This is a genomic window from Nannocystis bainbridge, from assembly GCF_028368995.1.
Lineage (GTDB): Bacteria > Myxococcota_A > Polyangia > Nannocystales > Nannocystaceae > Nannocystis > Nannocystis bainbridge.
In genome coordinates, this window is sequence record NZ_JAQNDL010000003.1 from 1,950,298 (window position 1) to 1,973,544 (window position 23,247).

The window sequence follows — 23,247 nt, forward strand, 5'->3', positions numbered from 1 at the left end:
CGAGGCGCGAGCTCGGCGTCGAGGAACGGCTTGCGGTCGAAGCGCGCGGCGAAGCTGGCGAAGAAGGCCGGGTCGATCGCCAGGGTCGCTCCGGCCCAGCGCCCGCCCCCGGCCTGCTGCCCTCACACGGCTAGCGGGTGTCAGGCACCTCCTGCACCCAATGAAAGCCGCGCATCAAGATGTACGCGTGCTCGGTGTCGCGGCGGCGGAGGTGAATCGTCGCGCGCCCGGGGCCAGGCGGGCCGGTGAGCACCAGCTCGTCGCTCGCCAGGCGGGCGACTGCGAGGACCCGCGGAGGCTCGGAGACGTCGAGGCGCGTGAGGGTGAGCGTATCGTTGGCCGCGTCGTGCTCGAGGCTGAATCGCCGGCGTTCACCATTCGCGGTGTGCACCATGGCCATCCCCGGGTGGGCGACCAGGAGTCGTCGCCAGCGCAGTTCGCCGGGCTGCGGTTCGCCCTCGAGCTCGAATTGGTCGACATCCCAGACGCCGTGGAAGGCGGGCCTGTCGTCGGCTCTGGCCAGCCGCGCGGCGCGCTGCTGCCATTGTTCGACGCCCCACCACGAGACGAGCAGGACGAAGCCCGCCTTGGCCACCACGCGGGCGATTCCCAGACCACGCCCGAGGCGCGGGGCGCTGTGATCGACGGGGTCGGTGCCGCGATTGCGCACGAACACGTCGAGGATCCGGCGCACGTCGGGCGCCGCCAGGAATACGGCCGAGAGCAGGAAGAACGACGAGTAGATCTTCACCGGCACGTCGAAGCAGAAGTTCATCATCGCCACGTTCGCCAGGACGCCGATGAGGATGAGCGCGCCGAGGGTTGTGGTGCGGCGGGACAGCAGGAGGACGGCGCCCATGACCTCGGCGAGCCCGGCGAAGGCCTGATAGGTCGGCGAGAAGCCCATGAAGGTCCACAGCAGGCCGGCCGGCGACGAGTCGGCGTAGGTCCGCTCCAGCATGAGCGGATCCAGCGCCATCTGACGGCCGAACACCTTGATGAGCCCGTACGAGAACATGTGCTGGGCCAGCGAATAGCGCACGATGATGCGAAACCACCCGAGAATGGTGTCGTACGTCGATTGCCGGCGTACGTACGCGGCGCAGCCGATGGCCCCGACCGCAGCGATCACGAGGTACCAGAACTCCTGCACGTAATTCCAGGTCATGTCGCTGCTACCGGCAGGCATGGTGGAGATCGGCCCCTCGATCCCGAAGACCGCGTTGCCCAGCGTCGGCATGAGCGCCGACCATAATTGAATCCACCCCATCGCCAGCAGTTCGCCGACCCGCGGGACCTCGAATACCAGCAGCGGGATACCGTTGAGGCACAAAAAAAGCCCGAGGAAGATGACCCCGAGCCGTACTCCCAGCCTCCAGCGCATCGCTTCACTGTCCATCCAGTCTGCTCCTCGAGCCAGCCGACAGCGCACGGACAGGAAAGTTCCCGGGGTTGGCGCGCGTCAGGGATGGACGCTCGTGGCTGCGCCGGGGCCGACGCGCGCGGCGGGCTCGGGGCCGATTCGGCCCGGAGGACCGAGCAACGCATCACGTATGTATCAGGGCGTGAGGCGGCGCGCTCGGCGGGAGCCAGGACACAGCTGGCAGAGCGCGGCTTGCGCTGCCCCCCCCTGCGAGCCAGATCGGCGCCATCGCCGAACAGTCACACATGGCCGCACAATGTCGATCAGAAGTTCAAATTGTGATGGAGATCAAACATGCGTGGGCATCTTCCACGAAGATGATATTGCACAGAGAGGCGCGACGAGCGGCATCTCTCAGGACCGGGACAAAGATGAGATTGCACGCCATGCTCCATTAGCATGACAGGCATCCGTAGGGCCAGCGCCATACCCGCCGCGCCCTTGATCGACCGTGACGCCGAGGATTCCAGTAGACATCTCGGAAGGGGGATGCACCATGAGATGGAATCATTGGAAAGGAAGACACAATGTTGAAGACGCTCTCAGTTTCAGCTCTCTTTGCGCTCACCTTGTCGGGAACGCCATCTACCGCTGTCGGGCCGGGCTCGCCGCAGGCGAGTAGGAGTGATGAATTTGTTTGTTTGTCTGATGCCACCGTGCACGGAGAGATCGAAGCATTCATGGACTATTTGGAAGGGGAGGTGGATGTGCCTCCGACGGATCCCTTGCCGCTGTACTGCCTCGCCAAATGCGTAGGGCCTCACGCGAGCACCCAATTCAGACCGATCGCCGGACCTACCACCCCTGAGAAGATCGTGAAAGAATATCCTTACGTGGACCCGTACAAATGGTGTGACTACGTGGCAGAAAAGACCTGCGCGCAACTGGGCGCGGACGTCGGAGTCGGTGAATCGTGTTTTGGCTCCCGCCTCTGAGCTTGCGAGCGCTCGCCGAGGCTCTGCGTCAGGCGCGGTTCGTCTGTCGTCCGACCTGGGCTCGGCGAGCTGCGGGGACCCGGTCGGCGACTCGGGCACCGGGCCCGCATGAAGCCCCCAGCACCAGGCGGATCGCGGGCTTCGCGACGCGCATCGAGGTCGGGACCTCATGCTGCAGCAGCAGTCGACGAGCGCGAGGTCTTCTTCCCCCTGCGGCCCCCTGAGCGTGAGCATGGAGGCACTCGAGCGACTCGACAGCCGCATCAAGGCCCCCAAGGGCCAGATGTATCGGTTGTTGAGCTTGCTCGACGCGGTGACCCGCCATGTCGCGGATCGCCGCGGCGCTACGCGTCCTCGTCGTCGTCCGGCACGCGGGACGCGAGCTCGTCCTCGACGGCCTCGAGGAACTGCTTGCGATCGAAGCGCGCGGCGTAGCTGTTGAAGAAGGCCGGGCCGATCGCCGGGGTCTTTCCGGTCCAGCGCCCGCCCCCGGCCTGCCGCTCGGCCCCGGACTCGCGCCACATCGCCGCCAGCGCCTCGTCGTCGCCGCCGCGGGCCCGCGACCAGTAGTCGTGGCCCTGACCGACGACCCAATCGGTCAAGTCCTCGCAGCTGTCCTCGGACAGGCAGCCGTCCAGCTCGGGGACGAACGGGCCCTCCCACTTCGCGCGCACCTCGGCGCTGGCGTCCACGACATCGGCGTAGAGCACGACGAGCAGATCCTCGTCCAGCTCGGCGACGAGGGCGTGGAACCGGGCCGGGTCGGGCATGCTGGCGTCGAGCAGGTCCCACAGGCGCGCGTAAGCACGGGTCATGGCGCCGGGAGTATCACGACGCGCGGCGCGGCGCGTATACCCCGGCGCCCGGGCGGCGTGTAGCATCCGCCTGCCATGTCCGGGGCCCTCGAGCTGCTGTCCGCCCGCTGGGGCGAGCTTCCGCCGCCGCTGCGCGAGCGGACCGACGCGGCCGCGCTGGCGAGCGCGTGGCAGGCGATCGCGGCGGCCTGGCCGGGGTTCGCCGCCGACCCGCCGGCGTTCTTCGCCCGCGTGGCCCCGCGCCTGGCCCCGGACTGCGACATCGCGGCGGTGGCCTGGGCCGACCTGGCGCTCGCCGACGCCTGCCTGCGCGCCCTCCCGGGCGCCCTGGCGGCCTTCGAGGCGGCCCACGGCGAGGCCCTCGACGCGGCCCTGCAGGCGGTGGGCATCGGCGCCGACGCGCGGGCCGAGGCCCGCCAGCGCCTCCGCCTGCGCCTGCTGGTCCGCGAGACCGAAGCTCCGCCGCGCCTGGCCAGCTACTCCGGCCGCGGCCCGCTGCGCGCGTGGCTGCGGGTGGCGACGGTGCGCGAGGCCTTGATGCTGGTCCGCTCGGCCCGCCGCCGCGCCGCCCACGAGATCGAGGACGACGGCGAGCTGCTCGAGCAGGCCGCGGTGGTCGACGATCCGGAGATCGTGCTGCTGCGCGAGCGCTGCCGCGAGGAGCTGCGCGCGGCCCTGCGCGCCGCCGTGGCCGCGCTCGACAGCCGCGACCGCACGCTGCTGCGCCTGGCGCTGCGCGACCGCCTGACCGTCGACCAACTCGGCGCGCTGTTCCACGTCCACCGCTCGACCGCGGCCCGCTGGCTGCGCGCGGTGCAGGCCAAGCTGCACGCCGACACCCGCGCCGAGCTGGCCCGCACGCTCCGCCTCGAAGGCGCCGAGATCGAGTCCCTCATCCGCGCGATCGGCAGCCGCATCGACATGAGCCTGGCCGGCTCGCTCGAGCCGACCATCGCCTGAATTGTCCTCATGGAAACTTCGGACATGCCCCAAGGGACATATCCGACGCGCCATCCATCGCCTGAACGACTCTCATGAGCTTTGGACATGCCCCAAGGGACATGTCCGAATCGCCATCTTTGATGACTCCCGATTCCGATGATTCAGGACATCGGCGATGCGACCGACCCGGCACCGCGCCGGCCCGCCGGGACACAAAACATCAAAGTCGACGGGCGTTCAATCGCCGAGCGCCATGTCGATCTGCGCCAGCGCGACCGCCATCGCTGCCTTCTGGGCGGCCAGGTTGCCCGCCGCCGTCCCGCCGTCGGCCTTGGCTCCGGCGCTGTCGAACGAGTGGCCGGCGTTCGGGTAGACCGTGATGTCGTAGAGGTTCGGCACCTTCTGCTTGCTCGCCACCTGCCCCGCCTGGATCTCCCGCGAGCCGGCGCCGTGCTCGGTGCTACAGTGCTCGACCAGCGAATCCTCGCTGCCGTGGAGGATGAACAGCGGCGCGGTCGGCAGGTACTTGTTCTCGACGGCCACCTTGGTGCTGGTCGAGAGCGGCACCGTGCCGTCGAAGCCGCAGCCCGGGTAGTACGCGATCCCGACCTTGAAGTCCGGCCGCCCCGGCTTCACGTCCGGCACCGGGATGTCGACCGTGTTCGCCTTGGTCTCGCGGAAGTACTGCAGCGCGTGCTCGATCTGCCAGTGCAGCCCCAGCATCGTCATCGTCCCGCCCTGCGAGAAGCCGAGCAGGCCCATGCGGTCGCAGTCGACCTCGGGCCGGTCGCACAGGTAGCGCGTCGCGGCGTCGAGGTCGTAGATCCGGCCCAGGATCTGCTCGGTGTTCTCGTCGAAGGTCTTGGGCATCTTGCTGGCCTGGGAGTGCTTGTCGCAGAACCCGCGGGCCGAGTAGCTCGACGGCAGCAGCACTGTGTAACCCAGCTTGGCCAGGCGGTCCGACCAGGCGGTGAATTGCGACTCCATCTGCTCGCTGCACGGGGCGGCCTTGGTCTTGCCGTCCTTGAGCAGGCCGCCGGAGCCGTGCAGCACCATCATCGCCGGCTTCTGGCCGACCGCCTTGGACCACTTCGGCCGCACCAACTTGGCCGGGATCGCCAGGCCCTGCGCGTGCAGCGATTTGGGGATCGTGACATCGAGGACCTCTACCCCGACGACCGTGGCGCCGCCGAGGTCGGCCTCGCCGCCACTGTCGCCGCCACCCCCCAATTCGGAGGACAGCTCCAGGTGATGCCATTCCTGCGACTCGACCGCGTCAGGCCCGTACGCCTCCTCGTCGCAGCCGACCGCGAGCACAGCCACGCACATCGTCGTCTTCGCCAGGGTCCTTGCGTGAATCATCGTCAGACACCTCCTCGTCCGACAATCTCGTCACCTCAAGAACACGTCAATGCTGCGTGTCGACCGCCTTCGCAATTACGACCCTGGCGCCGATTGCACATATGTCCCAAGGGACATGCCCTTCGGGGCATGTCATGAAAGACGGGTGAGGCGTGAGCCATGTCTCCATGTGCGTGAGCGGCGGCGGTTGCCGCGCAGAGGTTCACGCAGTCTGCCTCGGAAGATGTGTCGACTTTCTCAAATCAGTGAGAAATCGCAAGATATAGGTCCCAGCGTTCAGCGGTCCGATCGTGCTTCTGCGCAACCGTCGCCGCGGCCCTGCCCCCGGCTGCAGGTCGCCCAAGCTGCTTCCTGCGCGGCCGGCCGCCTACAGCGCAGCGATCCCCGTCCAGCCGGCGCGCTCTCGCGCCTCAGAAGCTGTCTTCTTGGACCCAGGACGGGATGCCCACGCCTTGACACCTCCCCCCGGCGCGTCACGCACCAGCGACGCCGCAACGGCCGCGGATCCCCGCTCCGCACGGCGAGGCAAAGGATTGGATGCCCTCCCCTGCATCGCCCTGGAGCGCCCGGGCTCGTGCCAGCGAATCACGCGAGGGCGCCTACGCGGACGCAGGCTCCAGCGAGGCGGCCCGATCGGCCGCCCCGTGGACCCGTGGCATACCCCGCAGCATCACCACGATGACGGCCGCGAGCAGCAGCTCGGAGACGGCGAAGCCCACCAGATACGCGGCAGTGCCCGGCGCGCCGCTCACGGTCAGGGCCAGATCGGCGGCGTTCCATGACCAGGAGGTAGCGGGCGACGCGAAAGAAGAGCACGCGCGACGGTAATACCGTTCGGGGCGGCCGGGCGATCCGGCCACGAGATCGCGGCTTCAGCCTGGAGGCAGGGGCAGCAGCATGGCCTGCGAGAAGCGCACGCGGTCGGTGCCGTTGTTGGTGCCTTGATGCATCGTCACGTCGATCCACAGCACCACGTCGAGCATGAAGTTGGGAAATGCGTCGAGCAGGGCCTCGGACCAGGCGTCGGTGGTCGCGTTGCCGCTGAGGACATCGCCGAAGAAGGTGGCCACCGTCGAGGCGCGGTGAATCCCGTGCAGCTCGGCGAGCACCCAGGTGTTGCTGCCTCCAGCGTCGGGATCGCGGGCCATGATCCCGATCCCCGAGTGGCGCAGCCCGGTCTTGACGTTGCCGGTCATGTAGAACGGCGAGATCCGGACCGGGCACAGCAGCTCGATGTCGTCGTTCTGGACGGCGGCGCCGACCAGCCAGGAGCCGTCGACGAGCTCGGCCTTGCCGATGTCGTCGGCGTTCGCCATGCGGCAGGCGCTGGCGGGGATCGCCTCGCGGAAGGTCTCCGACGCGGCGGCCGGACCGGGGGTGAATGCAATCGTGGCAGCGATGAATGGCAGGATCGTCTTGTACATGGTGGAGCTCCGGCGATCACTGGGGCGACGGCTGGAAATCGAGGCCGACGAACGCCGGCGTCGCGGTGGCGGTGGTGTCGCGCTGGAGCGTGACCTCGACGTGGTAGGTGAAGAGGAGGAAGGAGGCGGTGTGGTTGACGAAGAGCATCGTGCGGATGAAGAAATTGTCGACGAAATCATCCGAGTCGACGACGCCGCCGGTCACCAGCGAGTCGACGGTGCTGGTCCGCGAGCGCCGCAGCAGGTCGGCGCGCACGAACGAGCTGGCGCCGTCGCCGTCGGGATCGTGGTACCACAGGCGGAACGAGGCGATATTGACCGAATCGGCCTGGGCGTCCGGACGCGACAGGTGAAGCGGGCAGAACAGCCGGGCCTCGCCGGAGTGGCCGGTGGCGAATGTCCACACGCCGTTGGTGAGCTTGAGCTTGGCCGCGTCGGTCGAATTGCGCGGCTGGCAGGCGGGCGCGGGGATGCGGAGGTCGAACCAGGTGGCAGCGCTGGCGACGGTCGGGACGAGGGCGGCGCTCAGGGCCAGGAGAGTCGGGTAAAGGCGCTTCATGGGGTCCTCAGGGCGCTTCGAAGAAGGAGACGCCGCGGAAAGTGACGGTCCGGTTGGTGCCCTGGCGGAACAGCCGCACGACCAGGAAATACTGGGCGTCGACCATCGCCAGGTTGTTCAGCGCGGTGGCGAAGGTGGTGGGCGAGGTGTTGCTGTTGTTGTCGGAAAGCACGGTGCCGACCAGCACCGAGGTGAGCGACGGCGGGGCGATCCGGCGCAGCTCGACCTTGACGCTGGCGTCGGTCAAATCACCGCTGGTATCGATGTACCACATCCGCAACTCTTCGATGATGCGGTTGCCGCTGTCCTCGTCGGTCCACGGGGTGTAGACCGGGCACTCGAGGAAGACCTCGCCGGTCTCGCCGGTGGTGAAGCGCCAGTCGACGCCGTTCCAGGTCAGCTTGCTGCGGTCGCTGGCGAGGCGCGGCTGGCAGGCGGCCGCGGAGACCCGCTCGTTCAGCTTGTCGTCTTCGGCCGCGCGCGCGGCCCCGGGCACGGCGAGTCCGCCGAGGCCGAGCGCGACCACCAGCGGGGCAGCGTGAAAGACTCTGATGAATGCGTCGCGCCGGCGCGCGGGGCGACGACGCGCGCTGGGCAGGGCCGTAGGATGTGGTTGGCTCATGCGAGGCGTATGAGCAATCGACGTGCCCCGCGAATTGTCGTGGAGATCCGCGAGCGAGGTCCCACGATTGCGCGGGCGAGCGAGCGAGCGGGGATGCGGCAGCCCCATGGGGCCCCATGGGGCGATGAATCACCAGAGCGCGCCGTCCCGTGGCGCGCCGCGCCGAAGCGCCAGGGACGGGATGCATGGGGGCCGGCGTCCTCGCAGACATCGGAGGCATGATTGTCGACGGCGCCCGCAATTTTTCTGCGGCCGCTGGTTACTCCGCTCGCATGAGCCTGTCTGTCCCTCTCCGGCTGCGGTCGCTGGCGCTCACGGGTGCGTTCTTGTTGACCGCGTGTCCCATCGACGGCGGCACCGCCACCGACGCCGAGCTCACCAGCGGCTCGGGCGGACCCGCCACCACTGGAACCGGCGGTGACATGACCACCACCGACGTCGACGAGCCGACCACGGCCGACCCGACGACCACCGGCACCACCGGCACCACCGGCACCACTGGCGAGGACGAGGTGATTCCCGTACCGCCCGTGTGCGACGACCCGGCCAGCCCGCTGTGCCGGGACCCGATCACGAAGTGCAAGCTCGACGAGGACCGCGACGGCGTCACGTACACTTGCGACAACGCGCCGGAATTCACCAACCCCGGGCAGGAGGACCTCGACGGCGACGGCATCGGCGATGTCGCCGATCTGTGCCCGATCCTCCCCACCGACGACAACAACGACTCCGACCGCGACAGCGTCGGCAACGCCTGTGACGTGTGCTCGCGGCCGCCCAACGCTTACAACAAGCAGGTCGCGTCGGTGCCGTTCTACATGCGAGCGCGCAACAACCCGACCCAGGTCGACAGCGACCGCGACGGCATCGGTGACGCCTGCGACAACTGCGTGCAGGTCGCCAACTGCCAGGCGTACGGCGACGGGCCCGGGCTCACGCCGCACGTGGTCGGCCAGCCGACCGACATCAAGGTACCCGGTTGTCAGGACGACCTCGACGTCGACCTGATCGGCGACGCCTGCGAGGGCATGGCGATCGCTGGCGCCGCCGGACCGGTCGGCTTCCTCGACGGCGACGACTTCGATCAGGACGGGCTCGCCAACCTCGTCGACGGCTGCCCGCGGCAGCCTGTCGAGCGGCGCGCGTGCGTCGAAGACGACGACTGCCCCTCCGGCGCCACCTGCAGCGCCGCACAGATCTGCAACCACGCCGACCACGACGGCGACGCGGTCGGCGACGTCTGTGACAACTGCCCGTGGACCGCCAACCCCGAGCAGCTCGACGAGGACGCCGACGACGACATCGACAACGACTTCATCGGCGCCGCCTGCGAGCAGCACCCGCTCTGCGTCGAGCACGGCAACCCGCGCCCGCTCGCCTTTTACGACATCAGCGTCGGCGGCTACTGTTGCGTCCCCAGCCATGGCGGTCAGCCCTTGATCGATCCGGACGGCCAGCCCATCGACCTCGCCGACCTGCCTCCGCTCCCGCCTGGCGTGCTCGAGCTCCCGCCTGGCTGCGACGAGGCCTTGCTCGCCAGCGCGGACGGCAAGGCCCACAAGATGAAGGCCTGCCACGTCGACGCACCGATCGACCTGTGGCAGCACCTGTGCCTGATGCCCGCGTGGGACCAGGACTTCGACGCCGTGCCCGACGAGTGCGACCTGTGCCCGTTCGCGTTCGATCCGTCGAACGCGGCCTACGTCGACGCAGACATGAAAGAGTGGCCCAACTACGGCAAGTACTGCCACGGCGACTACAGCCCGGAGCACCTCGACCCGGCCGAGATGTGCATGCCGTGACGGCGAGCGGGGCTTCTCGTGACGCATGAGCTGCAACTTCCCCCTCGGGGCCGCCGGCGCTGCATGTATCGATGGGTCGAAAGGACGCCGGGCGATCGCAACTCTCGCTGCGAATCGACGGTTGGCTACTTTCAGAGTTTGAATGCACCTCGGGATTGGGGCGATCCGCTGGAGGGGCTCTGGGAGGACGAAGAAAAAGATCCGCATCTGCTTCTCGAGGAAGTCGCGGCCCTCCTCCGACTGTAGCCGCCCCTGCTGTGAGACACGGCCTTCGAGCACGTTGCGCTCTCGTTTAGTCCGCGTCTGCCACACGAAACGCATCGGCCATGGTGTCTTGTTCGGCCCGCGAGATCTCCGCCGCAGTCGCCTCCGTTCGCCAGCTCCGGACGACTTCCTTGACTTCCTCAATGATCTCTCCGGCCCTCCGAGGCTTGATGCGGAAGTGCTCTGCAACCTCACGCGCGAGCTCAAGATCTTGCGCGTTGTCCGTTTCGGAGATGTTCATGGAAAGTCCGTCCCCGCTCCTGACCGGATTCATGTCGTAGGCGGGCGCCAGTGACCACCCAGGAGGCTCGAGCAAGAAGCCGTGATTGCGCGGATGATCGTCAACGTTCGAGACGCACACGGAGAAAACGATCCGCCGCCAGAGTTGCTCGAGGTCGCGGTCCGGCTCTACGCCGTGTTGAATGATCACCGCCGCGAGGTCGAGATAGCTCGAGTCATGGTCGCCGTCGCTCTTCTCGAGCATAGTCATCGCAGACGAGAAGTGAATGCGTTCACCGCTCGCCGAACGATCGAAACGCCGTGAAAGAAAGGTGTGGTGGGGACTCGCAAAGCGTTGCCGGGTCGAATCGGGGACAATGATGCCCGCACGATACGCCAAGACGTGTACTACGCTCTCCCACGCTCCTATGTCGACCTCGTCGTCCTTGCTGGGGAACTTGGCAATCCAAAGCCTTCCGTCCGCGTCATATACGCTGGCCTTCGGTCGGGCCCCCCCCAAAGAGCGCCCCGGTGCGATGAGCAACTGCAGCCATTTTTTATAAGACGGATCGTCCTCAACGCCCTGCTGCTCGAGCGCCAAGCTCGCATGTTCCAGCTCTCGCAGAGAGGCCCACGGCGGAGCCGCCAGATCACGATTGTCGTCCAGAAACGGCCCGTCCTCGACCGCAAAGCGCAACGCCCCCATCCGGTGGCCGTCGTACACGCCCAGGAGAAAATCGAGCTCGAAGAGGTGTCGTTGTTTTCGCTTCTCCTCCCTTGCGAGCTGCGCCTCGCGGCGCTTGAGCAGCACTCTGCCCCATCGATCAGGAGAGGAATCGAGGAACAGGTTAAAGTTCTCTTTTCCGGCAGAGGGATACTGAGGCCCCTGAAACAGACGCAACGCGGGATCGAGCACTTGGGCCTGTCCGCCTTTGAGCCACTTCTCATCATATTCGAAGGAAAAGACCTCCTTGGTGCGGACACGCATGGAATGGAGGACCCCCATACGTGTCGGACCGGCGAGTCCCATCCAGTGGGCCCACACCGTGATACTTCGTCTCTCAGACGTCATCCTGCTCCCCTCCCGAGGTCTCTGCGCTTTTTGGCTTCCTCGACCGTGGCCGTCGCTCGGGTTGCATCTTCAAATCCTGAAGCCGCCTCCCGAGTTCATCATCTTTAGCTATCAGCGCGAGGTCTTTCTCCAAACCCAGGCAATGCAACACGTTTGCGTATGCACCGATGGTGACCCCGGCTTCTCCTCGTTCGATGGCCCTGAGTGTCGGAGCAGACATACCGGCGCGCTCAGCGACGAGGGCGCTGGGCAGTCTGCGCCGCAAGCGGGCCAGGCGAATACTCTCCCCCATCTGCTGAAGAAGACGGGAAACTGCGGGCAGCGGGGCCACGGTCGTTCGGGCCATGATGAAATTATCTTTTCGGAAATCAGCGATTTCTGCAAAAATATTTTCTTTTCGTGTCGGCTTCTCAGCCTGAGTACGCTTTCAGCGCGGAAGCTAACTCACGCCAGGCGCGCGATTTGCACATGGAGGGAAATCGTGTTGCGCTGATGACGCTGCCAATCAGCTTTCGTAACCGAAAAAATTCCTTCTAGATGAGCGTCGAGTTGAAAGAATATTTTCTCTCAAGCTAGTCCGTTTCTAATCTTCGTGCACAATTTGCAGTGGCGCAACTCCCGCAAACAAATAGGTCCCTTAGCGCGTCCGTCGCGCACTCGATGCGGGTTTGCCTCACTCACGCGGTCGCGCCCATCGCGCAGACCTGTCAGCCCAGCTCCAGCGCCGCCACCGCAGCCGTCTCCGCCCCAGGAAAGTTGCCCAAGTAAATCGCCGTCATCACGCGCCAAGGACGGCTCGCCGTACGTCATGACCTTGTTTCTGTCGGACAGGTTATCTTATGACTCGCACGACGGTCGTACCCGGGACGTGTTCTCGCTCGGGACGACGCTCTAACCAGCTCTGCACGCAGCTCCTGCCGCGCATAACCGGGCTGCTCTCCATCGTCCTGAGCCTGCCACCGGCGCCTCACGCCAGGTGATTGTGATGACCTCAACATACCAGCATGTACGTCGGGCCATCTCACTGACGATTCGCGGGTCGACACCGGGCGCCTCGGCCATTCGCTGCAGGACGTCGATGCGATGACGGAGAGCGTCTCCCAGGCCCTCACAAGGGCGAATTCCGAAGGCCAGCGCATACATGCCTCCATCCGCGAAAGCTCCCGTCCTATGCGCCTCTCTCGCCGCGCTCGTGCTCACCGCCTGTGGTGGTGGGATCGAGGGCGTCCGGGCGCGTGCTCCCGTGGATTTGCAGTGTGACGCCGGGGCGATCGACGTGCGCCCGGCCTCGCCGTCGGGGCCTCCCGCCGGGCCGTTCTACGCCGAGGGCTGTGACCAGCTGTGGCGCTACGTGAGCCCGCCGCGGGGCAAGACGGAGGGCAATGACGTGAAGGGAATCATCGTCCGCCAGGCGAGCTTCGATCTGTCCTGCAGCGCCGACCAGCTCGAGTTCACGCCGCTGAACGCCGACACCTTCGGCGTCAAGGGCTGTGACAAGCAGGCGAGCTACCTCCTCGTGTGTCCGGTCGGCGGCTGCAAGGCCGTGCAGAACACGCAGGCCCAGTGATACGGCGAGCGGCCTCTCGCCTGGGGCGCGGCGCGTCCGCCTCTCGCTCCTGGCCGGCCACCCGCTCCACGCCGATTCGCCCGCGACAGCGGGCTTCGCCGCGCGCCGATTCCGCTCGCGACGACGGCGGCGCCGCGGGGCGCCGCCGTCTCGTCTGTCCCTTCGGACAGCTCTCTCGAATCAGCCGAACAGCGGCAGCGAGTCGGTGACGATGCCGAACTTCTTCGCCGCCGCGCTCTCGGCCACCCCGGCCATCTCGCGCAGGGCCAGGTGGACGTGCGGGGCGGTGAGGACCACGCCGTTCTCCGTCTCGTCGAGCTCGAGTGTGTCGGGGTCGATGCCGATCGGCAGCTGCTCGCCCTCGGTGGTGGCGCCGACGACCCGGCCGCCGCCGCCGAGCAGGCCCGGGTTGCCGCTCAGGAACATGGCCGAAGAGACAGGCCAGTGGTCCTTGCCCGAGCCCGCGTCCATGCCGTTGTAGCCCTTGCCGCGGCCGAAATCGGAGCCGACCATCACGATCAGGTTGGTGTCGATGCCGGCCATCACCGCCTGCGACATCACGTAGTCGATGCCCCACATCAGCTTGGCCAGCTGGCGCACCTGCACCGTGTCGTGGTTGGCGTGGGTGTCGAAGCCGCCGATCTCGAGGTTGACGCCGACCGCAAGGCCGGCCGTGAACGCCGCCATCGCCAGCTGCGTCTGCTGGGCCATGCGCTCGAGGTCGCCCATCTCGTTCGGCAGGTCGATGAGCGTGTCGGGCAGCGCCACTGACGACAGCAGGTCGAGGTTGCCGCGCGCGAGGTAGAGCTGCCCCGCCGCGGTCTCGATCTTCGGCAGGCGCTGCTTGGCCTTGAACGCGGCCAGCCGCTCCTGCTGGGTCGCGGCGATGCGGTCGAACGTGTCCTGGTGGACGTAGGTGGTCATGTTGCCGGGGTCGGCCGGGTTGACGCGATTCGGCTGGGCCAGCTTGCGGAACGAGGTCACCGAGTTGAGGCGCGTGACCGGGATCAGGTTGCCGGTGCCCGAGTAACCGCCGCCGGAGATGAACGCCAGCGGGTGCTCGGGCGCCCGCGTGGCCGCCACCAGCGCGGCGAAGTTGGGGTAGCCGCCGTCGCCGCGGCCCGACCAGATCGTCACCACGCCGCGGTCGTGGTTGTTGGTCGCCATGTTGACCCCGTTCAGCACCACCAGCTTGCTGGCGTACTTGGCGAAGAAGTCGGCGTTCGACATCATGTACGGCACCGACATCGGGTCGGTCACCAGATTGGCGGCCAGCGGGATGTCGGCGTAATGGATGTCGCCCACCTTCGTCGGGTCGGCGGGGTCGTAATCATAAAGGCGGTTGAACGTGCCCTTCGGCTTGGGGTCGCAGAAGTACACGGGGTCCCAGCCGCCGCGGGCGCTGATCATCACGTAGAACGGGCCCTTGTAGGGCGGCAGCGCGGCGCGGGCGTGGCGCGGCAGGGCGACGGCGAGTCCGGTCCCGGCGGCGATCTTGAGGAAGCTGCGGCGATCCATGGTCGTAACTCCGATCTCGCGGGGGTGGGCTCACTCGTAGAGGAAGGCGAAGTCCGACAGCAGGTAGGCGATCACGGCCTGCCAGGCGCGGATGGTGTAGTCGTCGTCGGCGGTCAGCTTCTGCTCGTCGGGCAGCGCCATCCCGGTGTTCGGGTCCTTGGTCGCGCCGCACGGCCCCAGGCCCTTGCCCTCGAGCGCGTCGGCGATGTTCTGCGCGCCCGCCAGCCACGTCTCGCGGTAGAGATCGTAGGTGCGCTCGATCTCCGGATCGTCGATCGCCAGCTCCTCGCCGAGGATCCGCGCGTGCAGGTACTGGATGTTGGCCTTGATGTCCGCCGCCTTGAAGTCGGGCGAGTCGGTCGCCTCGACCAGCGGGAACAGCACGCGCGACTCGAGCGGCTTGCTGAAGTCGAACGCCGTCGCGGTGCACGCGACCTCGACCGCCATGCGCTGGGCCACGCTCGCCATCAGCTGATTGACGCTCGTCAGCCGCTGGACGATCGTGTTCGAGTCGATGCCGCCGTAGAGCAGCTTGAACTCGCCGTTCAGCAGGTCGCCGGTGCCGCCCCAGCGCACGCCGGTGGTCGCGATCACCTTCCGCGCCAGCTGCTCCGGGGTCGACAGGCGGCCGGTGCCGACGTGCGCGAGCTCGGCCTTATGCGCCTCGCTCGGCTGGTTGGCGACCTGCACGCCGCGGTAGTACGGGCTCAGGATCAGCTTGACGAGGATCGTCTTCAGGTTGTGGTCGTCGGCCACGAACTCGGCCGCGACCGCGCGCATGAAGGTGTCCTGGGTCTCCCACGCGGCCATCTGCTGGGCGTAGTCGGGCGCGGCGGCGTTGGTCGGGTAGCGCGCGGCCTCCTCGCCGGTCAGCGCCTGGAACATCTTGTAGGTCGCCGACAGGCTGAAGCGCGGGTCGTGGGCGACCTTCTGCGCCAGCCACTGCACGCCGGTGGCCGACTGGTCGGTCGGCATCAGCTCGAACTGATAGCCGGGCGCGAACATCTCGGGGAACCAGGTCGGCTTCTCGAGCAGGAACTCCTGGTTGTTGCGGTCGAACATCTGGAACGCCCCGGCGATCGGGTCGATCGTGATGTGACACTGGGCGCAGGTCGGGTCGTCGCGCGTCGGGTTGGCGAACGCGGCCCCGGCGTCGGGGTCGATGGCCTGGCTGGCCAGCGCGAGCACGTCGGTGGCCAGGAACTGGTCGTAGACCTTGCGCGCGCGGTGGCGGTTGCGATTCGTCGGCGTGGTCGGGAACCGGTTCAGCCACATCGGCGAGGTCAGGATGCCGGCGTGCGGGTAGGTCATCTCCTTGCCGTTGCGGGTGACCTTGAGGACGCCGGGCTTGAGCTCGGTCGGGTCGTTCGGGTCCTCGAAGCGGGCGGCGACGCCGTAGATGAAGGCCGAGTCGGGCGTGAAGACGGTGTAGTCGGCCGTCAGGACCTCGGTGAAGGGCCGGTCGTTGCGGACGATGTAGTTGATGAGGTCGAGCGGCTCGCGGGCCACGGCGCGGTGGATCCGCGTCTTCTGGTCCTCGGGCATCGGCGTCATCTTGTCGAAGTACTTGGCCACGTTCGGCCAGTCGGGCGTGCCGGCGTTGATGTTGTTGAGCGAGCCGCCGCCGTAGTACATGTCCGTCAGGAAGGTGTCGTTGAACAGCTCGGTGAGGCGGGCGTAGAACGCGTCCTCCGTCATCATGTCCTCGAGCACATCCATGAGCGCGGCCTCGCCGTCGGCCTCGACCGCGGCGACCTCGTCCGCGAGCGGCAGGCGGCCGACGAGCTGCAGCGACGCCTTGCGCAGCGTCTCGACCGGGTCGAGCAGGATCACGTCCGGGAAGCTCTCGCCGGCCGACGGCGGCGGACACTCGATCGGGTCGTCGAGCTGCTCGAGCAGCGACTCGATGTTCTTGTAGAGCTCACTGTCGGCCGGCAGCACCGCGCCGCCGCCGTGCTCGACGACGCCGCTCGGCTTGGCGAGCAGCAGCGGGGTGTCCTCGAACTCGTAGCCGGCCAGGCCCTGGATGTTGGCCAGGTTGGCCTCGATGAAGCCGGGGTAGACCGGCGTGAGCAGGCGGAACTTGGCGCCCTTCGCCGCGGCCGAGCCGGTCGGTTCGTGGCACTGCACGCACAGCGTGCCCATGCCCTTCGACCACACCTTGTCGGCGAAGAAATCGCGGGTCGAATAACAGTCGCCGTTCGGCTCGCCGGTGGTCCCGGTGCCGGCGGACGTCGTCGGCGAGTCCGTGGTCGGCGCCCCGCCGTCGGTCGTCGACGACGTGCCCTCGGACCCGGAGGTCCCGGGCCCTCCTTCGGTTTCGACCTGAGCGTCCGGGGCATAACACCCGAACGCGAAGAGAGCTGCCCCGAGAGGCAGATAGACCATTCGCCGGCTCAGCCGCGTGTTCTCGACCATCGCGTTCGCGCCTCCACCCGTGCATCGCAAGGTAGACCGCCGAGCTCGCCGCATACAAGCCGCATAAACCCGACCGGGCCTCGGGAGCGGGGACGGCCGCGGATGCAGGTCTGTATGCGATCGCGCGCGCGCACGCGGACCCATCCCGCTCGAACGGCCCGCCGACGGCCGATTCGTCGCCCGCGCGCGCATCTGCGGGCTGGGGCGTGCCCGCGAGGTTCGCCGACCCCGCGCAATCGCAGCGTCAGGTGATCGACCGATCCCGGTGAAGTGGACTTCGCGCGGCGCTCGCGACAGGCGTGTCACGTTCACCGCGCTCCGCGCTCGCTCGACTCCGCGATCCGGCTGCCTACGCGCGAGCAGCGGCGTCTGTGGGCCTGGGACTGGCGTGGGCGCGTGCCCGAGGGCCAGTCGCCCGGCGCCAATGTTTATATGTCTCGAAAGACATGTCGATGGATTCCTCCGAGCGCGACGGGGGCGCTGGTTCGCGCCTCCGGCCGGTTGCGGGGTGACCGCCGGGTCCGATACCGTCGCCGCCATGCCTCGCGCCTTTGCTTCTCCTCCTTCGCTGCGCCTCACCGCCGGCCTCGCGCTGGCCTCGCTGCTCACCGCCTGCCCTGACGGCGGGTCCGCCACGACCACGGACGCCGCCACCAGCGCGACCGGCGACGCGTCGACCGGCGGCAGCGAGACCGCGGGCCCGACGAGCGCCGGCTCCGACGCCACCAGCGCGCCGACCACCGGCGACCCGACCACCGGCACCGGCGGCACGACGACGACCGATCCGCCCGTCACCACCAGCGACACCAGCGACACCAGCGACACCACCGGCACCAGCGACACCACCGGCGAGCCGGTCGATCCGGGCTGGGCCGAGCGCGACTACGCCCGCGTGTTCCTCTCGGGTCACAGCCTCACCGACAACCCGCTGGCCGACTTCATGCTCGAGATCGCGGCGGGGGTCGGCGTCGACCTCGACTACAACCAGCAGATCGGGATCGGCTCACCGATCCGCGTGCGCACGCTCGGCAACAGCTGGGACAACCTCGACTGGCCCGGCTACCGGACCGGCAAGAACCGCGAGGGCGACGGCATGGACGTCATCGCCGAGCTGGCGGCGCCGCAGACCCTCGGGCCCGGCGAGCAATACGACACTCTGGTGATTACCGAGCGGCACGACATCCTCGGCACGATCCAGTGGGAGGACACCACGGGGCTGCTCCGCCACTACCACGATCGCCTGATCGACGGCAATCCGGCCGGGCAGACCCTGCTCTATCACAGCTGGCTCGACATCGACAAGTCGGCCCCGGAGGGCTGGATCGTGCACGAGAAGAACGCCCTGTTCGCGTGGGAGTGCGTGGCGACCAAGGTCAATCACACGCTCGAGGCCGAAGGCCGGCCCGACCGCCTGCGGACGCTGCCGGTCGGCGCGGCGCTGGTGCACCTGGTCGAGGCGGTGCTGGCCGACGAGGTGGCCGGGATCGACGGTGCGATGAATCAGAAGCTGGACCAGATCTTCAACGACAACGTGCACCTGACGCCGCTCGGGGCCTATTACGCGGCGCTGGTGACCCACGCGGCGGTGTTCCGCAGCTCGCCGGTCGGCGCCCCGGTGCCGCAGGGCGTGCCCGCGGGGCCGGCGGCCGACCTGCAGCAGTTGGCGTGGGACTTCGTGCGCGGCTACTACAACGATCCGGCGAGCGGGCAGCACAGCATGGAGGAGTGCCGCGCGTTCATCTCGGACCAGGTGTGCGGGTCGTTCTGGACGCTGCTCGGCGAGCCGCAGAACGTGGGCGGCTGCAGCAACCATTTCGCCAACGCCGACGCCGAGGGCAACCCGTTCCGCTGGCCCGACCCGCAGTGGACGCCGTGGCCGGCGCCGTGAGGCCCCCGGTCCTGTGATTCGCCGGACCCGGCGCGCGGTGCTCTCGGCCAGCGCGCCGATTCACGTGTCCCTGCTGAACATGTCCTTCGGGCCATGTGTGAATATCGACCCTCACCGGCCGCGGCGCGCGTCCTCGTCGGGGTCCGGCGGTCCGTCGATCCGGGTCTCCGCCCGCGCGCTGCAGGGGTCGCAGATCGTCTCATCCCAGCCTTCGACCGTCTGCCGGCGCCCTGCCCCGCCGCAGACCCCACAAATTGTCGCGCTGCGGTCGGCGATCTCGACCAGGAATGCTTCGAACGCCGCGTCGTCGACATCGACGTCGAAGCGCAGCTCGGCCCATTTTTGATAGGCCTGACGGATCTGCAGCCCGGGTGGCAGGCGATCATAGACCTCGTCGACCAGGGCCAGCCAGCCGGGGTAGCCGCATTGCGAGATCCAGCTGCGCGCGGCGGCTCTGTCCATGATGATCTCGTCGCGTGAGGTCATTGCGCGTCGCGCTTGCGCGGCTTCGCGGCCGGCTTCGGCTTCGCTTTCGCTTCCTGCTTGGCCCGGTGCTCGCGCCCCTTGGCGATGTACGCCACCGCGTCGAACGTCTTGCAGTCCGTGTCGCCGTGATCGATCTCCACCGGGCCGATCGTGCGGGCCGCGGCCGTCGCCAGGCGGGCCAGCGCGTCGCTGCGGGTGCCGATGGCGATCAGCGTCCCGTTCATCGCCTCGCGCGTGCGGTTGGGGGCGCCGTGGATCTCGCGCTCGATGCGGGGCAGCAGGTCGGCGAAGAAGCTGTCCGCGAGGTCGTTGGATTCACGGGCCAGGTGGGCCACCAGCACCCAGCCGGCGCGGCGCTGCGACTCCGTCGTCGCGTCGAGCCACGGCACCACCGCCGTCGCGGCCGCGGCCATCCGCGCGCCGACGTGGGTGATCAGGGCGTCGGTCTGCACGTAGCAGGTCGTCTCGGCCTGCCAGCGGCGCAGCATCGCCACGTCGAACGCGGCGGGCTCGGCGATCATCGCCGCCAGCACGCGGGCGTCGTGGTTGCCGGACTGCCACAGCGCCTCTGCCAGCGCCTGGTCGCGGCCGAGGCGCTTTTGCAGCTTGCCGAGGTCGCCGTACTTGACCCCGAACATCGGCTCGGGCACCTCGTGGCGGCGCCAGGTCTTGCGGGTTTGCTCGCTGCCGAGGGCCTCGAGCTCGCGGAGGACATCACGGGCTGTGGTCACGCGCGTCCGAGGGTCGCAACTGCGCCGGGGGGGCGTCAAGCCGGTATACTCGCGGCGATGTCGACGCCTGTCCCCTCGGCTCACGCCGCCCGCGCCGGCGCCTGGGCGCTGCTCGTCGTGCTCGCCACCGACCTCGTCTTCAGCGCCGCGCGGCACATCGTGCCGCTGGTGCTGCTCGACCCGGACAGGCCGCGGCCGGAGTTCGACTGGTACCGCTGGCTGCAGTGGTTCGACGGCGCCGACCTGCCGCTGCGCGCCTTGCTCGTGGGGATCCTCGTGATCGGCCTGCTGCGGCTGCGCCGGGGCTCGGCCGATGCTGGCGCGAGGGCCATGTTCCTCGGGTCAGGTGCGGCCACGGCGATCTCGCTGGTGGCGCTGCTGATGATGCAGCGGAGGGTCGGCGCCGACGCGCTGCCGGGCACGCTGCTCCCGCTGACGGTCGTGCTCGACCGGCTCGGCGTCGGCCTGTTGCTGGCGGGGCTGTGGCGGGCGCGGCGGGCCCTGGGCCGCGGCGTCGGGCCTGCGTTGTCGATCGCCGCGTCGATCTTCGGGCTGCGGCTGGTGCTGCTCTCCGGCGCGATCGACCTCGACTGGGGCGACGGCCACGAGGGCCTCGTGCGCCTCGGCGTGTTGCGGCTCGCGCTCGACGCCGCCGAGTGCGGCGCGATCATGGCGGCGCTGCTGGGATTCGCTCGCCTCGCGCCGGACGGGCCGCCCGCTGCGCGGCTCACCGCGGCCGCGGCGGGCCTCGACCTCTACTTCCGCGCCCTGGTCGCCCGCGTCACCATCGTCGCGGTCGGCGTCGTCGTCACTCTGGCGTTCGGCTTCACCTCGCCGACGGCCCGCGGCAAGCTGCTGTTCGCGGTGCTGGTCCTGCCGCTGCCGACGCTGATCGCCCAGGTCGCGGGGCTGACCCGCTACGCCGACGCGCCGGTCGACGTCGGCCGCGGCGCGCTGCGGGTCGCGCTGCTGGCGATGGGCGTGGGGGCGGCGGTCGAGATCCTGACGCTGGTGGTCTACGCGCGGCTGGTGTGGCCTGACGGCGACGACGCGTTCGCGCCGCGGTCGGAGACGCTGGTGTACGCCGACATGTTGAAGTACGTCGGCGTCGGCGGTCAGCTGGTCGCGCTGGTCGGCGCGCTGGCGTTGCTCGCCTCGTTGCGGCGGGCGGCGCTCGCCCTGGGGGCGCCGGCGCTGCAGCGGCGGGCCACCGCGCTGGCGGTCGCGCTGGCCGGCGTCACCGCCGGCGGCTTCGTCCTGCTGCGACTATTCGGCCAGACTCTGATTCGCGCCCCCGGAGCGCTGTTCGGGCTCGGCCTCGTCGCGCTCGTGATCGGCGTGACGGTGTTCGTATCGTGGTTGCGGCTCGTCGAGGGTGTGGCGCAGGAGCTGCGCGCGCGGGCCAAGGGCGCGTGAAGCTCATTCGTGGGTGGTGCGATACGACCTCGAGGCGCACCGCGGAAACGACACCCTCTCGCATCAAAAACGGCGCGCGATGTCGCGGCGCCGGCGTGGTCGCGATCACCGTGGAATGGGCATCACGGGCTCGCAAGGGCCGTTCTGCGAGCATAACACCGATATTGATAGGTTCTTGAGGTCAGGTCTCGAAGTCCTGATACCCACTTGATCATCGGTGCCCTTAGTCTTGAAGGCGTCGAGTTCGCCGTCGGCCGATGATTTTTCGGTCGGCATCCAGTCCCGACCGCGTCATCGCAATTGTGGGCCGGACCACCCTCTCTTTCAAGGAAATGCTGCGCCATGAATCGACACGCTTCGACCGTCGCGTTTGCCCGACCCACCGTCCCTCGTCGACGCCGTAGCGCGGCTACCGCCGAGGAGACCACGCGTCCGGCCGAACTCGAAGAAACCGTCTTGCCGACCATCCCTCCCGAGGTGAACGACGCGCAGGGCCTGCTCGCCGCCTATTTCCGCGGCCTATCGGCGGTCGAGGTGATGAACAAGGACGAGGAGCTGGCCGCCGCGGTGCGGATCTCCAGCCTGCGCGCCACCTTTTGGCGATCGATCCTGAATTATCCGCCCTTCATCGACGGTATCTGCGACCTCGCCCGCGAGGTGCTGCCCGCGGAGGTGAGCCCGGTCGAGGCGCTCGAGACGATGAAGCGCACCTCGAGGGCGCTGCGCGACCGCGACCTGCTCAGCCATCAAAAGGCGTTCGAGGCCGGCCGTGAGGCGCTGTCGGAGAGGATGGGCCTCGCCGACGTCGACAGCCTGGTGTCGGACCGTATCCTTTCGGACCTGGCCGAGGTCGAGCAGGGCACCAACGAGGGCCTGAGCATGCGCGTGAAGCTGCCGCGCAAGGGCAGCGTGCCCTTCCTTCAATACCTCACCACGGTCCGCGCCAACCACGTCGCGCTGGTCGCCGCCAAGAACGCGTTCGTCAAGGCCAACCTGCGCCTGGTGGTGACGATCGCCCGCCGCTTCAATCACGGGTCGATGCCGCTGCAGGACCTCATCCAGGAGGGCAACATCGGCCTGATGAAGGCGGTCGACCGGTTCGACCACCGCAAGGGCTTCCGCTTCTCGACCTACGGCTCGTGGTGGATCCGCCACGCGATCAGCCGCTCGATCACCGACAAGGCCCGCAGCGTGCGCCTGCCGGTGCACATGACCGACGCCTACAACAAGGTCAAGCGGGCCCGCCGCGAGTTCGAGGCGCTGCACGGTCGGCGCCCGACCGACGAGGAGATCGCGACGCTCACCGGCGTCAGCGTCGAGCGGATCCGTCGCATGCGCTGGGCTTTGGTCGAGGCGCCGATCAGCCTCGACCAACCGCTGTCCGACGAGTCGGGCCTGACGATCCTCGATACCATCGAAGACGACAATCAGATCCTGCCGTCGGAGCAGATCGACAGCGCCCTGCTGATGGAAGGGCTGCAGGAGGCGTTTGCGACCCTGGCGCCGATCGAGGCCGACATCCTGCGCAAGCGCGTCGGCATGGACGACGAGCCGGAGATGACGCTCAAGGAGATCGGCGAGCGCTACTCGCTGTCGCGCGAGCGGATCCGTCAGCTGCAAGAGCAAGCGCTGAGCAAGCTGCGCAGCGAGTTCGAGAAGCGTGCGCTGCTCTGATTGGGGCCCGCGGCCGGTGAGCGAGCCGCGCAGGCGACCGCTTGCGACTCGGAACATTGATTCGGGCGGAGGCCCGCCGCGCCGTCGCCGATGCAGGGCGGCGCGCCGCG

Annotated in this window: 20 protein-coding genes; 7 read left to right on the forward strand and 13 right to left on the reverse strand. The window is 68.3% G+C overall.

The genetic code is table 11. From position 1 onward, the window contains the following. Nucleotides 1-130: 130 nt before the first annotated feature. The gene (locus POL25_RS32915) at nt 131-1,384 is read right to left on the reverse strand and encodes a hypothetical protein (protein WP_272090263.1); all 1,254 of its coding nucleotides are present in this window, start codon (nt 1,382-1,384) and stop codon (nt 131-133) included. A 566-nt stretch (nt 1,385-1,950) separates the two neighbouring features. Here POL25_RS32915 and POL25_RS32920 point away from each other — a divergent pair. Beyond that, on the forward strand, nt 1,951-2,358 hold the full coding sequence (locus POL25_RS32920) for a hypothetical protein (protein ID WP_272090264.1): 408 nt from the start codon (nt 1,951-1,953) through the stop codon (nt 2,356-2,358). 344 nt (nt 2,359-2,702) lie between these two features. Here the strand turns inward: POL25_RS32920 and POL25_RS32925 are convergent, their stop codons facing one another. Then, nucleotides 2,703-3,173 (reverse strand): hypothetical protein, encoded by a 471-nt coding sequence (locus tag POL25_RS32925; protein WP_272090265.1) that lies wholly within the window; start codon nt 3,171-3,173, stop codon nt 2,703-2,705. Between the two features lie 75 nt (nt 3,174-3,248). Between POL25_RS32925 and POL25_RS32930 the strand changes: the two genes are divergently transcribed. After that, on the forward strand, nt 3,249-4,133 hold the full coding sequence (locus POL25_RS32930; protein ID WP_272090266.1) for a transcriptional regulator: 885 nt from the start codon (nt 3,249-3,251) through the stop codon (nt 4,131-4,133). Between the two features lie 219 nt (nt 4,134-4,352). On the opposite strand, the gene POL25_RS32935 is transcribed toward POL25_RS32930, so the two are convergent. From POL25_RS32935 to POL25_RS32955, 5 genes are all read right to left on the reverse strand, one after another. Next, nucleotides 4,353-5,477 (reverse strand): dienelactone hydrolase family protein, encoded by a 1,125-nt coding sequence (locus tag POL25_RS32935; protein WP_272090267.1) that lies wholly within the window; start codon nt 5,475-5,477, stop codon nt 4,353-4,355. Between the two features lie 599 nt (nt 5,478-6,076). Further along, entirely contained in the window at nt 6,077-6,337 is a 261-nt protein-coding gene (locus POL25_RS32940) for a hypothetical protein (protein ID WP_272090268.1), read from the reverse strand. A gap of 12 nt (nt 6,338-6,349) precedes the next feature. Then, nucleotides 6,350-6,901, reverse strand: a complete 552-nt coding sequence (locus POL25_RS32945; RefSeq protein ID WP_272090269.1) for a hypothetical protein — start codon at nt 6,899-6,901, stop codon at nt 6,350-6,352. Nucleotides 6,902-6,917: 16 nt separating this feature from the next. Beyond that, complete coding sequence (locus POL25_RS32950; protein WP_272090270.1) at nt 6,918-7,460, reverse strand: hypothetical protein; 543 nt, start codon at nt 7,458-7,460, stop codon at nt 6,918-6,920. Nucleotides 7,461-7,467: 7 nt separating this feature from the next. Beyond that, nucleotides 7,468-7,986: a hypothetical protein gene (locus tag POL25_RS32955; protein ID WP_272090271.1), complete on the reverse strand. Its 519-nt coding sequence runs from the start codon at nt 7,984-7,986 to the stop codon at nt 7,468-7,470. 368 nt (nt 7,987-8,354) lie between these two features. Here POL25_RS32955 and POL25_RS32960 point away from each other — a divergent pair, with 368 nt between their 5' ends. Then, complete coding sequence (locus tag POL25_RS32960) at nt 8,355-9,884, forward strand: thrombospondin type 3 repeat-containing protein (RefSeq protein ID WP_272090272.1); 1,530 nt, start codon at nt 8,355-8,357, stop codon at nt 9,882-9,884. A 292-nt stretch (nt 9,885-10,176) separates the two neighbouring features. Here POL25_RS32960 and POL25_RS32965 read toward each other — a convergent pair whose 3' ends face one another. Further along, a complete protein-coding gene (locus tag POL25_RS32965; protein WP_373372122.1) occupies nt 10,177-11,355 on the reverse strand; it encodes a type II toxin-antitoxin system HipA family toxin in 1,179 nt (392 codons plus the stop codon). A 73-nt stretch (nt 11,356-11,428) separates the two neighbouring features. After that, complete coding sequence (locus POL25_RS32970) at nt 11,429-11,785, reverse strand: helix-turn-helix domain-containing protein (RefSeq protein ID WP_272090274.1); 357 nt, start codon at nt 11,783-11,785, stop codon at nt 11,429-11,431. Nucleotides 11,786-12,682: 897 nt separating this feature from the next. Here POL25_RS32970 and POL25_RS32975 point away from each other — a divergent pair. After that, entirely contained in the window at nt 12,683-13,006 is a 324-nt protein-coding gene (locus POL25_RS32975) for a hypothetical protein (protein ID WP_272090275.1), read from the forward strand. A 180-nt stretch (nt 13,007-13,186) separates the two neighbouring features. Here the strand turns inward: POL25_RS32975 and POL25_RS32980 are convergent, their stop codons facing one another. Next, the gene (locus tag POL25_RS32980) at nt 13,187-14,524 is read right to left on the reverse strand and encodes a DUF1501 domain-containing protein (RefSeq protein WP_272090276.1); all 1,338 of its coding nucleotides are present in this window, start codon (nt 14,522-14,524) and stop codon (nt 13,187-13,189) included. Between the two features lie 30 nt (nt 14,525-14,554). After that, nucleotides 14,555-16,942: a DUF1588 domain-containing protein gene (locus POL25_RS32985; protein WP_272090277.1), complete on the reverse strand. Its 2,388-nt coding sequence runs from the start codon at nt 16,940-16,942 to the stop codon at nt 14,555-14,557. A gap of 538 nt (nt 16,943-17,480) precedes the next feature. Here POL25_RS32985 and POL25_RS32990 point away from each other — a divergent pair. Next, on the forward strand, nt 17,481-18,830 hold the full coding sequence (locus tag POL25_RS32990) for a hypothetical protein (RefSeq protein ID WP_272090278.1): 1,350 nt from the start codon (nt 17,481-17,483) through the stop codon (nt 18,828-18,830). Between the two features lie 111 nt (nt 18,831-18,941). Here POL25_RS32990 and POL25_RS32995 read toward each other — a convergent pair whose 3' ends face one another. Both POL25_RS32995 and POL25_RS33000 read right to left on the reverse strand, forming a co-directional pair. Next, complete coding sequence (locus POL25_RS32995) at nt 18,942-19,316, reverse strand: hypothetical protein (RefSeq protein WP_272090279.1); 375 nt, start codon at nt 19,314-19,316, stop codon at nt 18,942-18,944. Next, nucleotides 19,313-20,047: a DNA alkylation repair protein gene (locus POL25_RS33000; protein ID WP_272090280.1), complete on the reverse strand. Its 735-nt coding sequence runs from the start codon at nt 20,045-20,047 to the stop codon at nt 19,313-19,315. Before POL25_RS33000 ends, POL25_RS32995 begins: the two co-directional genes overlap by 4 nt. Nucleotides 20,048-20,104: 57 nt before the next feature. Between POL25_RS33000 and POL25_RS33005 the strand changes: the two genes are divergently transcribed. Then, nucleotides 20,105-21,463 carry a hypothetical protein gene (locus POL25_RS33005; RefSeq protein ID WP_272090281.1) on the forward strand — a complete coding sequence of 453 codons (1,359 nt, stop codon included), beginning with the start codon at nt 20,105-20,107 and terminating at the stop codon, nt 21,461-21,463. 456 nt (nt 21,464-21,919) lie between these two features. After that, entirely contained in the window at nt 21,920-23,137 is a 1,218-nt protein-coding gene (locus POL25_RS33010) for a sigma-70 family RNA polymerase sigma factor (RefSeq protein ID WP_272090282.1), read from the forward strand. The last annotated feature ends 110 nt before the right edge of the window (nt 23,138-23,247 follow it).